13 protein-coding genes and 1 pseudogene are annotated in these 13,226 nt (G+C 46.0%); 1 reads left to right on the forward strand and 13 read right to left on the reverse strand.

The annotated features are described in order from the left end of the window. Window positions 1-17 precede the first annotated feature (17 nt). The 9 genes and pseudogenes from D0A37_RS00555 to D0A37_RS00595 all read right to left on the reverse strand — a co-directional run. Window positions 18-2,189 carry a KAP family NTPase gene (locus D0A37_RS00555; protein ID WP_242720026.1) on the reverse strand — a complete coding sequence of 724 codons (2,172 nt, stop codon included), beginning with the start codon at window positions 2,187-2,189 and terminating at the stop codon, window positions 18-20. Between the two features lie 311 nt (window positions 2,190-2,500). Further along, window positions 2,501-3,553 (reverse strand): class III poly(R)-hydroxyalkanoic acid synthase subunit PhaC, encoded by a 1,053-nt coding sequence (gene phaC, locus D0A37_RS00560; protein ID WP_242720028.1) that lies wholly within the window; start codon window positions 3,551-3,553, stop codon window positions 2,501-2,503. 28 nt (window positions 3,554-3,581) lie between these two features. After that, window positions 3,582-3,974, reverse strand: a complete 393-nt coding sequence (locus D0A37_RS00565) for a hypothetical protein (protein WP_242720030.1) — start codon at window positions 3,972-3,974, stop codon at window positions 3,582-3,584. Window positions 3,975-3,984: 10 nt separating this feature from the next. After that, entirely contained in the window at window positions 3,985-4,752 is a 768-nt protein-coding gene (locus D0A37_RS00570) for a poly(R)-hydroxyalkanoic acid synthase subunit PhaE (RefSeq protein WP_242720032.1), read from the reverse strand. 159 nt (window positions 4,753-4,911) lie between these two features. Next, window positions 4,912-5,124 carry a zinc ribbon domain-containing protein gene (locus D0A37_RS00575; protein WP_242720034.1) on the reverse strand — a complete coding sequence of 71 codons (213 nt, stop codon included), beginning with the start codon at window positions 5,122-5,124 and terminating at the stop codon, window positions 4,912-4,914. 206 nt (window positions 5,125-5,330) lie between these two features. Beyond that, window positions 5,331-6,341 (reverse strand): SDR family oxidoreductase, encoded by a 1,011-nt coding sequence (locus D0A37_RS00580; RefSeq protein ID WP_242720036.1) that lies wholly within the window; start codon window positions 6,339-6,341, stop codon window positions 5,331-5,333. A gap of 84 nt (window positions 6,342-6,425) precedes the next feature. Beyond that, window positions 6,426-6,746, reverse strand: coding sequence for a hypothetical protein (locus D0A37_RS00585; protein ID WP_242720038.1), 321 nt, complete (start codon window positions 6,744-6,746; stop codon window positions 6,426-6,428). Window positions 6,747-6,931: 185 nt separating this feature from the next. Continuing rightward, entirely contained in the window at window positions 6,932-7,945 is a 1,014-nt protein-coding gene (locus D0A37_RS00590; RefSeq protein ID WP_242720040.1) for an SDR family oxidoreductase, read from the reverse strand. A gap of 671 nt (window positions 7,946-8,616) precedes the next feature. Beyond that, window positions 8,617-8,907, reverse strand: a pseudogene (locus D0A37_RS00595) (transposase); the annotation flags it as partial. Between the two features lie 137 nt (window positions 8,908-9,044). Here D0A37_RS00595 and D0A37_RS00600 point away from each other — a divergent pair. Further along, a complete protein-coding gene (locus D0A37_RS00600) occupies window positions 9,045-9,272 on the forward strand; it encodes a hypothetical protein (RefSeq protein ID WP_242720042.1) in 228 nt (75 codons plus the stop codon). 808 nt (window positions 9,273-10,080) lie between these two features. Here D0A37_RS00600 and D0A37_RS00605 read toward each other — a convergent pair. From D0A37_RS00605 to D0A37_RS00620, 4 genes are all read right to left on the reverse strand, one after another. After that, window positions 10,081-10,233, reverse strand: coding sequence for a hypothetical protein (locus tag D0A37_RS00605; RefSeq protein ID WP_242720044.1), 153 nt, complete (start codon window positions 10,231-10,233; stop codon window positions 10,081-10,083). A 275-nt stretch (window positions 10,234-10,508) separates the two neighbouring features. Further along, complete coding sequence (locus D0A37_RS00610; protein ID WP_006634073.1) at window positions 10,509-10,904, reverse strand: hypothetical protein; 396 nt, start codon at window positions 10,902-10,904, stop codon at window positions 10,509-10,511. 105 nt (window positions 10,905-11,009) lie between these two features. Next, complete coding sequence (locus tag D0A37_RS00615; protein ID WP_242720047.1) at window positions 11,010-12,053, reverse strand: hemerythrin domain-containing protein; 1,044 nt, start codon at window positions 12,051-12,053, stop codon at window positions 11,010-11,012. Window positions 12,054-12,343: 290 nt separating this feature from the next. Next, entirely contained in the window at window positions 12,344-13,198 is an 855-nt protein-coding gene (locus D0A37_RS00620; RefSeq protein ID WP_242720049.1) for an alpha/beta fold hydrolase, read from the reverse strand. Window positions 13,199-13,226 lie beyond the last annotated feature (28 nt).

Below are 13,226 nucleotides of genomic sequence, written 5' to 3' on the forward strand. Positions count from 1 at the left end.
ACCGCCTAAATCCTTGCCTAATCCGAGCCTTGTCCCTGCTGGTGCATCTCATATTCTTGGATAAATTGGGCGATCGCATTTTTCCGATCTTCTGTTAACTCGCTCTTTTCACCGAGACTCCTCATTCGCTCAACGATAGCGGATGGTTCGAGATAGGGTTCGAGCCAGTTAAGGTCAAGTTTGTAGCCTGTTTTTTGAGTTTCGTTCGACCCATCCTCACTAAAATCTTTTGGCAGCAACTTCTCCAAGAAATTAACTAGCCCTTCGTCATCGTCAATAATCTTTTCAAGCCATTGCTTGACTTCCTCTTCTCCTGCCCAACTTTGCCAATAGTGTAAATTTTCAGATAGCTTTGGGGATTGCAGTAGGGAGTTTTGTTGGGCAGCATCTCGCAGTCGCTTCAAGGCTATTCCTTCAAGTTCTTTAAGGTGTTCTACACTCTGGAGCCATTCCTCTGCGGGCATAAATTCCTCTGCTCCATACTTACCTTGTTCCTGACCCAAGGCTGCTACTTCGCGCACAATTATGGATAAGGCATTACCGTTTGATATTGCCTCTTTCAAGGTTTCAAACCGTGCTTGTTCGTCAATCCGATGCAACAGTTGTGAGATCAGGCGTTCAATTCTAATTTCATTACCAAAATCAAACATTCCATGCGGTTCGTCTTCCGGAGGCAAAAGCTGGTCGCCGACATCAAACAAAGCTTTCACAATTGAAGGAATGCAATCGGTAGGAATTTCTTTTTCAGGGTAATCCTCCAGCCGTTCAAGAAATGCCCGAACTTGCGTCGTGCCATCAGAGCGTTTTTGATGAGCAAGTTCTACAAGATTTTTACCAAATGCCTTTGCATCTTTTGCCAAGGCAAAAATTGTTTTTATCTCAGCATCCGAGAATTCATCTTGTGTTAAGACTAAACGGAAGTAGTTGGGAAATATATCTAAGCTGCAAATACGTAATTGCTTGGCCCATATTGACTCGTCCTGGGCAGGGGGATAGGTATTATACCAAACACCTTCTAATTTAGGAAAAAGGTGCAATAGCAGGCGTTTGATTGGTTCTTTATCTTCATCTTCAAACTGAGCCAGCCACGAATAATGAAAATCTTTCATTTCGTCCAATGTCGGAATTAGAGAACCTTCCGCATCCACATTTCCCGCAAAGAATTTAGGATTTTTGCGGATTATGTCATAGATCACTGGGCGAAAGGCTCGCAGGGACTCAATAGCAATAAAATCAACAGGGTTCACTTCACCTTTCACCGCTGGGTATGTCACGGTTAAGAGGTTGGTCAGACGAGTAATGTCACGAGGGTTGGTAATAAAGTGGTCTATCCCTTGTAAATAAACATTGCCCCAGCGATTTTGATTGAGTAGTGGCTTTGGTGCGTCAGCCAGTATGCCATTGAGTTTTTCAAAAAGTAGCTTGCGGAGTGAGGTTTTATCTGGGAGAGGTAACTCAAAAGAAGCTTGAACAATCTGATTGAGGTAGGTGTCTCCGGGTAAAGGTTGTTTATCTGCGAGGATGTTGATGACAACTTCTTGATCGAAAACAAGCAAATAGACAACGTTAGTAAAGTTGGGAATTGATTTAATAAGATAAAATAATTGACTAATTTCTTCAGCGGAGAGCCTGTCAATATCGTCAATGGTTACTACGATTCGCGGATGCTGCTTTTCTAGTGTATCTTCGACTTCTTCTTTTAAGTCGGAAGTCTCCTTTTCTTTATCGTCAAATAATTTTACAAGTGCCTTACTAGCTTGAGCGTAAGGAATAGGAATTTCAGAAACTGCTTTAGCCAGATTGGTTATTCGACCTAGGATGCCTTTGGAGACCGCTTTAAATTGGCTCAAAACAGCCTGTAATTGACCAATAAAGCGCCTTGTGATGTCTTCGCCCCCAGAAAATAACCAGGGATTAAAAGGGACAATAATAGGTCGCTCGCTCTCTGGCTTTTGCTCGATATAGTACGTTAAAAAGTTCAATAGTGTGGATTTGCCAAAACCTGATGAACCGTAAATTGCAATAACGAACCCTTCAGGAAAGTTCATTTGGCAAATACTGTCTGCAAGATGTTTGGCGAAGGGTGCATATCCTAATCGGTCTTGTTTCGGCTCGATTAAGGCGTTATCCGCGGATGGGTCACTAAAATCCTCCGGCAAGATTTCTGAATCGTTCTTTGTTTGAGCCATACAGCCTCTCTACTTGTTAGCTAAGGTGTTCTTGCCGTTCAACGTTCGTTTTAATTAACACCCCCCTAGCGTGCTGAGTTTGGGGTGTTGAATTACATTTTAATTATGCGATTGCTTATCTTTATAGATGCTCATAGAGTACCATCCAGGAAGCTCTTTTCTTGTCTACTGTTAGATGGATATTAACGTTAAGCTAGGTTGTGTAGAAGGGACAGGGTTGCCAAAATGAAGCACCCGTTTACACGCGCCTAAGTGGGCGATCGCAGCCAACGAAGGCATCGTGGTGAGGCCGAACACCAGCCTCCATTTTTCTACGCTCGCACCTTAAGCCAATCGACAATAGTTGGAGGAAGGTTTCGCTGCACTTTACTGCTGACGTACATCCCGATGTGCCCAACTGGGAAGGAGCGCAAGGTGTAGTCTTCGCTAGAAATGTATGTCTTAAGAGCTAAGGAAGATGCTGGAGGAACTAGATGATCTTGCTCGGCGTAAATGTTTAAAATCGGGATGCGGATGTTTCCCAGATCAACTCGCTTGTTGCCAATCTCGACCTGACCTTGAATCAGTTTGTTTCCCTGATAGAAATCTTTCATGAACTGTCGGTAAGCCTCTCCAGCTTGGTCGGGACTATCAAAAATCCACTTTTCCATCCGGAGAAAATTGATTAGTTTGCTTTCACAATCGATGTTCTCCAGAAGGTCAATATACTTCTGAACTCCTAACTGAAAAGGCTTCAGCATCAAGAACTCCCAATTCAAGAAGTCGCCGGGAATGTTGCCCAGAGTATCCACCATTAAATCTACATCTACAGCCTTTGACCCCAGAGTGCATCCACCCCAAACATTGAGGAGTCCCTCATTGATGTGAAAATCGACAGGGGTGACCATAGTAATCAGGTTTTTTACCTTCTCTGGGTAAAGGGAACTGTAGCAGAGGCTGAAGGTTCCTCCCTGACAAATGCCTAACAGGTTGATTTGTTCTAAGTTGTGACGATCGCGTACCACATCCACACAGTTGTTGATATAGCCATTAATGTAGTCGTCAAGAGTTAACCAGCGATCGCCGCGACTCGGATAGCCCCAGTCAATCAGGTAAACATCCAAACCAAGCTCTAGCAAATTCGCAACGAGCGATCGCCCCTCCTGTAAATCGACAATGTAGGGACGATTAACCAGGGCGTAAACGATGAGGATGGGAATATTCAGCGAATGCTCAACTTTCGGCGAGAAGTGGTACAGCAGTACCTTATCTTCCCGGTAAACCTCTTCCTTGGGAGTCACCCCGACCTGAATATCTTCCTCCCGCAGGCGGGTGAAAATCTCGACGCCCTTGACCAGTTTTTGGGTTAGCTCTGTCGTTGCCATATTGATATTCTGAATTCCTTGCGAATAGTCACTCCAGAGCTGGCTTAGCCTCATTGTAGGAGTAGAGAAACAGACCGAAGAGAATCGAAAACACAAGGTCGATCGCACCCGGAACTAAATAGAGTGGGTGAAGATTGCCGATCGCCGTGTGATAAGCCAGCACGGGGAAAACCGAGGATTGGGCGCAGATTCCAAGTTTCACGATATCCTGGCGGGAAAGGTCGTTACCCACCCACCAATAGCCAATCCCGAAAATGAATATCAACACAATAAACATATGTAAATACTCGGGATTGACCAGAGGTTTCAGATTAAGCAACTGGCGAATCCATTGGTCGCCAAACAGTAACCCGACAGCTTCAGCCCAATTTATTACAGCCTTGCTCAAAAATACGTACTTCCACGTCATCGAATTTTTCATGGTTTATACTTCAACCTTTTAGCTGAGGTTCTGCCACAGCTTTTTTAAGGCTTTTAATTTCCTTACGCAGCTCGTAAATGCTGTGGTGAATCTCGTCTACTTCGCCCCTAGTTGGCAGGTCATACATCTTCAGAACCACTTCCATGAGCTGTTGCTGGTAAAGCCTGTAGATCATGGCTGAGTTCAAAAAATTTCCCCGAACTTCAAGAGCATCTTCTGCACGAAACCTTTGTAGAAATACCCCGTCAAATACGCTACTCCAAACTTGGAGTAACTGCTGCCAGTTCTGAACCGTTTCGCCCTTTTCTTCAGAAGAGGCTAACTCTCGCATCAGCCCTTCAGAAGCTTTCAGCCAGACATCAAGTAGCAATATCTGATAGTCAAAGTTTGCCTTAGAAAAGTTGATCCCGGCATCAAAACTTTTAAGCAGTTTGTTGTTGAACTCACGAGCGTACCCCAAGTTTGGGCTTTGCAGAACGCTACCAAATGTCTTTTCATACATATTCCAGTAGAGGTTGCTGAGTTCAATCAATGCTTCAGCGTAACCCCCTACTCCTCCGGTTCCGCTCTCTAGTGACTGCTGTAGTGATTCTGCCCAAAGCTGAGTCAACTTTTGCAGCCCCTTCAGGTAAATCTGCCACAACTCGGCTTGATTTTGAGTAGCCTTGACCGCAGCAGGTGTTGCGGGAGTTGTTGCAGACTTGATGAAATCGAACCAGCTTTCCCACATATTTACGTCTGCTACATAATATTGATATGAAAGGGACAAGATCGACATCTTGTACACTTAAAAATTACTTCTTGCTTCAGGGTAGGGAGTCGGCTCCTTCTACTGGGAAGGCGTCTATTCAGAACGACGCATCCTTACTTTTTCTAGTGAGACTAAAGCTAAATTAATAGCTCTGTTCAAAACTCTATTACAACTCTCGCCACACTGCTAAGAAACAAATATTGGCGCTTGAAGTGGCATTAGTTGAACGTGACCGTAGTTTGAACAAGTTTTAGATGAGGGATACCATCGATCTACCACTTCTACAACAGTGCCGTAGATGGCAGATTTATAAGTTAGTTCCCTCCTCCATTCATAAAACCCTGAGTAGAAAACGGATAAAGCTAATTTGTGATTAGCTACGCTCCCAGAAACTTTCAAATCTACCTAACTATTTGATGAGGCAACAGTTTTTAAGTAGGTAGGCGCTATAAAACGCAATTATGTAAAGGATTGTAAAGTATTCTTAGCCCTAAGTGTGGCTAAGTCAGCCCTCTTTACATACTGTTACATTGATCAGTTTAATCCCGCCTACCTACTTAACTCACATTTGTTGATGTACGGGCGTTGCTGATTTCAGCCTAAAATTACTTTTCGTTGTTGAAGGCTTGTGTTGCCAGCAAACCTAAAGCCATCACACCAGCGATCGCACCCCACTGGAGAGCGGGATTCTTAGCCAGCCAGTCAGTAACGCTCGGTATCACCAAATTGCCATAGTCTCCATCAACTCTGGTATCGTTTGGGACAGGCTCGTAAAGGTTGTTCCGATCGTCTGGAGACTTCGGCTCGTTGCTCCGTTGAGCCTGGAAGCCGATGAGCAGCAACAAGGCATCTGCCACTTCGGGTGAAAGCCGCTGTAACGCAGCTAGAGCTCTAGCCGAATCCCCAACCAAGAAGTCACGAGTTGGATGTTCAGCAACGTAGAGGATGGCGTCAGCTACCAACCTAGGGTCGTAGTAGGGCGGTATCCCTCCTGGCTTTACGCCTAGCTTGGTGAGGCCATTGTTCCAGAAGGGTGTATTAATGACCGCTGGTTTCACGCTCGTCACGCTGACAGGTATGTTCTCATGTTGCAACTCCAGGCGCATAGCTTCGATGAATCCCTCAATGCCGTGCTTGGCGGCGGAGTATGCACTTTGGTAAGGGAGACTTCGCACACCTTCCATTGAAGAGATGTGGATCAGGGCCCCCCGTCCCTCACGCTTGAGATGGGGTAGCGCCGCCATTGCACCGTATACCTGCCCCATCAAGGTCACATCAATAACGCGCTTAAACTCTTCGGGTGTGGTGTTGTCGAATGTGGCAAAAATGCCGACAGCAGGGACGTGCACCCACGTATCGAGTCGCCCATACACTTCGACGGTACGGTCTGCGATCGCTTTGACCTGCTCGAACACCGACACATCGGCAACTACAGCCGTTACCTCACCACCGAAGCCCCGAATCTCATCCACTAGGGAGGCTAGCTTCGACTCACTGCGAGCGGAGACAACTAACTGGGCCCCTCGCTTGGCAAACTGAAGAGCGGTGTCGCGTCCGATGCCGCTGGAAGCTCCAACGACGGCAACAACTTGCTGATTGATTGGCTTCAATTGCATTATTTTTCATCCTCTAAATCAGTTTTATTTATCAGTGATCCGATTCTTGGTGATTCTTTTAACCGGACATCCTGATAGTTTGGTTTAAACCGGGTTCACCGGGCGTGGGGTCAATTTTGTTGAAGAATTCTGAAGGGTAACAGGGTTAATTGGGCTATCAAGAGCACCAACCGCATCCTTTTGAAAGACTTCATTCCCAAAGGTTTCCGAGTAAAACGCCTTACGCCCCAGTTTTAGCAAGTCCTCGGTAACGGCAACCGCCCGATTTTCAGGCGATAGCTGTTTTTGTCCCTCATCGGTTTGGAGAAGGGGTGTTGCCCGATCTTTATTAATGGCATTAATCCCGTAGCCTACACTCAGCCGATCGAGAGAGTTATGCCAAACAGGATAAGAAGTGGTCGCCATCTCGTCCAAGCTGGCGCGGCGGCAACCCCGGGATCGCTTGTTCGGGATTGAGTTTGTGTCATGAATGAGTCTTTTCCTATCAATAAAGATTAGACCTCTTGCAAATCTTTGGTATAGGCACTTCTGTTTCCTGTTCCCTGTTAAGAAGTTCCCACTTCTGCAATAAGTCTATTCAACTTGAAGGCTTACACAGCCAGCAGGGCTAACCCGAAGGTTCCCAGCGCTGTAACGGCGATCGCACCCCACTTTGCCGTGGGATGGGTTTCCAGCCAGGTGGAATAGCTATTCGCGCGTGATTGCTTGCTAAAATCTCCCTCAACGCGATCGAAGCCGGAGATCGGCTCAAATAAATTATCTGGAGCATCTTCCGACTTCGGTTCGCTGGTTTTCTGCAGCTTAAAGCCCGCTCCGAATTGCAGCAGCAAGGTATCCATTAATTGGGGTGAGAGCCGCTGGATTAGAGCCATCGCCCGCCCTGCCCCTCCAGCGATAATGTCACGGGTTGGGTGACAAGCCGCGTAGAGGATAGTGTCAACTACGATATCGGGCTGGTAAAACGGTGGCAGTCCTTGGGGTTTTACGCCTATCTTGGTGCGGGATTTGTTAAACAGAGGCGTGTTCATTGAGGCTGGCATGACATTGGTTACATTGATGCTGGACAAACCCTCGTGCATCAACTCAAGCCGCATGGCTTCCAAAAAGCCATCAATCCCATGCTTGGATGCCCCGTAGGCGCTGTGGTATGGGAACGAACGTTTGCCTTCCACTGAGGAGACATGGATCAGCGATCCTCGTCCCTCGCGCTTGAGATGGGGCAGTGCCGCCATCGCCCCGTATACCTGTCCCATGAGGTTCACATCGATGACGCGCTTAAACTCCTCTGGTGTTGTCTGGTCAAAAATCGCGTAGAGATTGATGGCGGCTAAATGCACCCAGGTATCAAGCCGCCCGTATTGCTGGATGGCTTTGTCTGCGATCGCTTTTACCTGTTCAAAATCTGCTACGTCTGCAGGCACAGCGATCGCCTCGCCCCCTATCTGCCTTATTTCATCCACTAGAGAATCCAATCCTGGTTCGCTACGAGCGGAAACGACCAACTTCGCCCCCCGCGCCGCGAATTGAATAGCGGTTTCTCTTCCGATCCCGCTGGAAGCTCCTACAACGGCGACAACTTGTTGGTCTATTGGTTTAAGCTGCATTGCTGGTACTCCTTACTAACCCTTATTAGAAGCTACCTTTAATAGCTGTGAGGGCGCATCGTACCGAAGGTGATAGTTGCCAGCACATTTCATTCTCAAGCAGCCTTTAGTATGTTGAAATTAAAACCAGCTCAACCTTGAGCTTGAGCCATATTTTGAAGGCTCTGAGCGCGATACAAATTGAAGGCAAAATTGCGTGTGCTTGCCAACATTGAACAACCCCAGCCCTGTGAATGCGAGCAGCATATTCGCCGTGGCTGGCATCACGGACATAACAGACATATCCGGAAAAGCTGAATAGCCTACTAGGATTGAATGGCAACTTTTGCAATTATGCTATGCCAATCGCCTAGCGGTCAATCGCCTAGCGCGGAGGTCGTGTTCTCCACTCGTTGGAGAAACTAATTGAATGGAAACCCAACCCAACTACAACGTACTTGAAACATTCGCAACTATAGCAACCGCCAAGGCGGTTATGGCGTAAACTGAAAGTAGCCTCTCATCCTGCTGTGCGATCGCTCCTGGCCCAAACCCTACATTTACCACATTCGTCAGAAGGTGATCGAAGCCATAAAACTCGATGGCTTGAAAATTAATGAAGCAAGTTATCTGTTCAATATTAGTCGAAATAAGTAGGTCGGCGGGGAAAATAACAACTATGTAACAAAACATTAAGTAGGGGAACGGGACTTAAATTTAATACGTTGTGTACTGTAGTTTCCTCTTTTGCCTCTAACTTCTACTCCATCAATTACGGCGTAGGCGAGTTCTAATTCATCGTCAAACATTTGCCCGGCTAATTCATCTTCTTTAATGTGTTGCCACTCTAATTCAATTGGGTTCATTTCGGAACAATATTTGGGCAAGAAAAAGATATATAAACCCTGCTCTTCCCACTTTGACCATAACTGTTTAACCTCCTGACATTTGTGTATTAACCCGTTGTATTGTACGATGATTCGCTCGCCGTTTCATCTCAGCAGCTTCTGCGGCTTCTTGCTCCATCATTTGTTCAGTAGATTTGGCAAACTGGTTGAGGGGGCAGAATGTGTATTTTTGCTTACGACTCAAACGGAATCATTGTATCGAAACCGAAAATATGATTTGGGTCAGGTTAGATCACTTAGGAATTAAGCCGGAAACCTCTCTGTACTTTCAAGGAATAAAAGTCAGAAAGACCAAACCGCTCGCGGGCTTTGATGTCGCCTGCAAATGGAAACGTAACTACCAAGGGCGGACAGTTGATGAAGCTTGGTTTATCCTAACTAATCTAGGCGATTTACCGCAGGCGATCGCCGCCTACAAACAACGGATGGGAATTGAATAAATGTTCCGTGATTGTAAAAGTGGGGGCTATAATTTAGAAGGAACAGGGTTAACAGGAGACCGACTAATTAAGATAATTTTATTGATGACAATTTCCTACAGTTATGACATTATTGAAGGCAGTATCATCATCATAAAAAATGTATAAAAATATGTTTCTCGTCGCAAGAAAGCCGAAAAAACTTATCGCCGACGTAGTACATTCGGGGTGGGAAATGATAGCCAACCGTGGATTAATTATCTCGAAAAATATGCTGAGTCTGTAGAAGAGTTAATGAAGTTAACTCGTAATAAACGTCACTTTTATTGACATGGAATTAAGGCTGTAACCTGGTTCGGGCAAGGTTACTAGCTATGTTTGTCACCCCCCAGCCATCCAAGCGTATAAAAGAAGAATGGGGATTGAAGAAATGTTCCGAGACTGTAAAAGTGGGGGCTATAATCTAGAAGGCACTGGATTAAGAGGAAACCGATTGAACTCAATGATTTTGGTGATGTCTCTAGCTTATTTAAAGTCAACCCTGCAAGGGGATGAAATTAACAGACATCAGGGACAAAAATATGTCTGTCGTCCCAAAGAAGCCGGGAGAATCTATCGAAGACGCAGTACATTTGGGGTGGGCTTAGGTGGAGAAAACTGGGTAAAAAACTTGGAACAATATCACCAATGCACCGCAGAATTAACCAGTAAATCCCCCCATAAAAGCCGCTTTTATCAGCGAGTTATAAGGGCGGAACCCTTATCCGCTCTACTTCCTAGCTCTCTTCTTACCCCTTCAGCCGAAAACCATTGCCGTTGACATACATTATCAAGCATTGCTCTTTAATTGAGGTTCGATATCATTTAGTAGAATAGAATTAAATAAATTGTTTACCACAGTCACGCCAAAAGTAGTTGTGTTTGCCGCGCCGATCGCCATTTTGGCGGCGCGTTGTTGGATAGAAGCGTGAATAGAGTTCATCCGTCTATTATGCAACGCCAGTTTTTCAGGAATACAGCCTCGGAGGACACAAGTACCGCCTTACTGAATCCTGTTCTGCGATCGCCACACGAACACCATAACTAGCAGCCGGTTAGGAAGTGGGAAGTCCTCCAGACCCGGCACCAATTACAAAAAGGTTCTAACCGAATTTCAAAACTTAATAGGCTTATACCGAACGAAGCTAAAGGTTTGTCTCTAACATTCAATCCTCTCTAAGCCCCAATACAAAGTTTCTTGTTAACGGTTCTATATGGTCACTCAAAAGTCGGTTTAGTCCGAGCATAGGAGTAGAGAAACAGGCCGAAAAGAATTGCAAAGATAAGGTCAATGACACCCGGGATTAGATAAAATGGGTGAACATTGCCTACCAAAGTTTGATAAGCTAGCACAACGAAGACGGAACATTGCGCGTAAATTCCAAGTTTTACAATTTCGCGATTGCGGGAGATGTCCTGACTGACCCACCAATAGCCAATTCCGATAACAAATACCAACACGACAAACAGTTGTAAATACTCAGGATTGGTGAGGGGTTTCTCACCAAGAAACTCGCGAATCCATCTGTCGGCAAACAGCAAAGCCAGCGATTCGATCCAATTAATCGCAGCCTTGAGTTGAAATATGTACTTCCACGTCATTGGATTGTTCATAATTACACAAAGTCCCAGAATTATTTTTGATGAAAACGTTTCACTTGAGGGTTAGGAATATCAAACCTTAGCTAAGTTTTGCTTAGCTATTCACTTCATCTTTGATTAGTTGGCTGTTACGCTATTGGCATCAGCCATTTGCTCTTGTAGTTGGCTTTTAACGGTTTTGAACTCGGTAGCCATTTGCTTCTGCTGATCGTGGCTGAAGTTGTCTCGGATTATGGTGAATATATCTTTTTCTTCTTGATTTATGTGATTTCGCGTCGCAGTTCTTAACTGCTCAATTTTTGCTTTGAACTCAGATGAAGCTGGCTCTAAAGGCTTAATTTCATCTAACATCTCCATCACTTCATCGGTTTGCTCGTATATTTCCTGGGTGTGTTCGTAATACGGACGAATAGCCGGGTAAAGAACTTGTTCTTCGGCTGTACCGTGAACTTTTATATCTTTGTAGAGTTGTCCAAAATACTCTGCAATTTTTTGGGGATCGTCAGCACCTAAAATTTCCGCGAATAAGGTATCGGCTTTAGTATGATCCATGCGGAGGAGGTCGCGGATACTCATCTCATCATCGGTGCGCGTTATCACACTACCCACCACGCCTGATAAAGCCGCGACAGCATCTTGAACCCGTCCCCACAATCCTTGGTATGGCTCTTGTCCTGTCAATTCGCGAACGCCTAGAACTTCCAGAATTCCTTTGAGTTGCTCTTGATGAGCGCGGTTTTCAAAGTTAACTGCATTCAAAGGAGCGATCGCAGCTTCAATATCAGCAGCAACAACTTGAGCAGCTTTGTGAATTAGCAGCCCAGTCATTGTCTGCTTGTGCTTGAGCAATTCTTGCTCAAATACTTTTTCAAACAAAGTTAGCTCAGAGCCTTCCATTAGTTTCTCAACTTGCTCTACAAGCTTCTGGGTTGTTTCCTTAAGCTCGCTCTGGACACCGTACTGAACGATCGCAGTATCGAGAACGCCAAGGTTTTTGCGATCGTCTTCGAGCATATCCTGTAGGCGCTTGCGAATCTCATCATCAGTACAATCCTGAATGAATTTCTCCTCGTTGCTAATCAGCAGATTTTGTAGCGCTTTCATATCTGCCAGTTTTGTGGCGATCGCAAGGCGCTTGGTGTCATCAATAGTCGATACCATTTTCATTGCTCCTTTACTGCTTTCCTGGATATTAAAGACAGACTTTGCCGTAGATTTGAGAAAATTTCCAACATCAGCTCATCTCTCTCGGAGTGGATGTTGCTGCTTTTGGAAAACACGATCGCAGTTGCGTCCCACCATCCCAAAAATTGTTTTTTCTGGATGAGTTCTCGCTCGGTTCAGAAATAGGCCATCAATTAAGGTTGTATAGTTGGCTACTTCCGACAAGGGGCGGAAGAATACCATCCGAAAGTGATGTCTTGAGTTCCCGCTCAAACATTGCGGGCTTGCTAAAACCCAACTCCAGCGAGAAACTTACTCAACTCCTCGGTAAAGAGTTCGGGACGCTCGACATGGGGTAGGTGACCGCAGTCAGGTATCAACGCGAGTTGTCCTTGCTGTAGGCGACTGACGGCATCTTGACCGTGGCTTTTTGGCAAAACCAGGTCATCAGTACCCCAAACGACAAGAGTGGGCATCTGCAACTGCGGTAGAGAGTCGAGCAATACCTGGTGCTGTCCAAATACATTAAGCTGGGCACGCAGCGAGGACACGGTGGCTTTAAGAAAACCAGGCATTTGCGACATTCGCTCCTGCTCCTCCAGCCACACATCGGGAACCTTTGAGGGGTGGGCAAAAAGCAGCGATGTCCGTAACAAAGACCGCTGCTTCGCGCCAAGAGGCGTTTGGCACCAGGCGATCGCAGCCTCCCCGTACAAAGGCACAGTTAACTGGGACAAAGCCGGAGTGACCGCGTAACCTAGGCCGGAACTGTCTACCAGTACCAAAGCCGCCACTTGGTCCGGATGGGACAGCGCAAAGCGCAGGGAAATAAGCCCCCCTAGTGAGTTGCCAACTAGCACCGCCCGCTCAATTCCAAGCGCGTCCAGAAAATCGCCCAGGAACTGCTTGAAAAACTCTAGTGAATACTCGCGGTTGGGTTTAGCACTCTCGCCAAAACCGGGAAAATCGGGCGCGTACACCTGATGCGTAGCTGCCAGTTTGGGAAGCACCCAAGACCAATCAAGAGCACTGGCACTATCTCCATGTAACAGCACTAACGGTAAGCCATCATTACCCGCCGAAAAGTAGCGGGTGGTTAAACCGCGGACATTGATTCGTCGCTCTTCAATCGCTGTTTTCATCAGAAAAATGGGTTTGAAACCCCGTCCT

It is taken from the genome of Microcoleus vaginatus HSN003, assembly GCF_022701255.1.
GTDB classification, from domain to species: domain Bacteria; phylum Cyanobacteriota; class Cyanobacteriia; order Cyanobacteriales; family Microcoleaceae; genus Microcoleus; species Microcoleus vaginatus_B.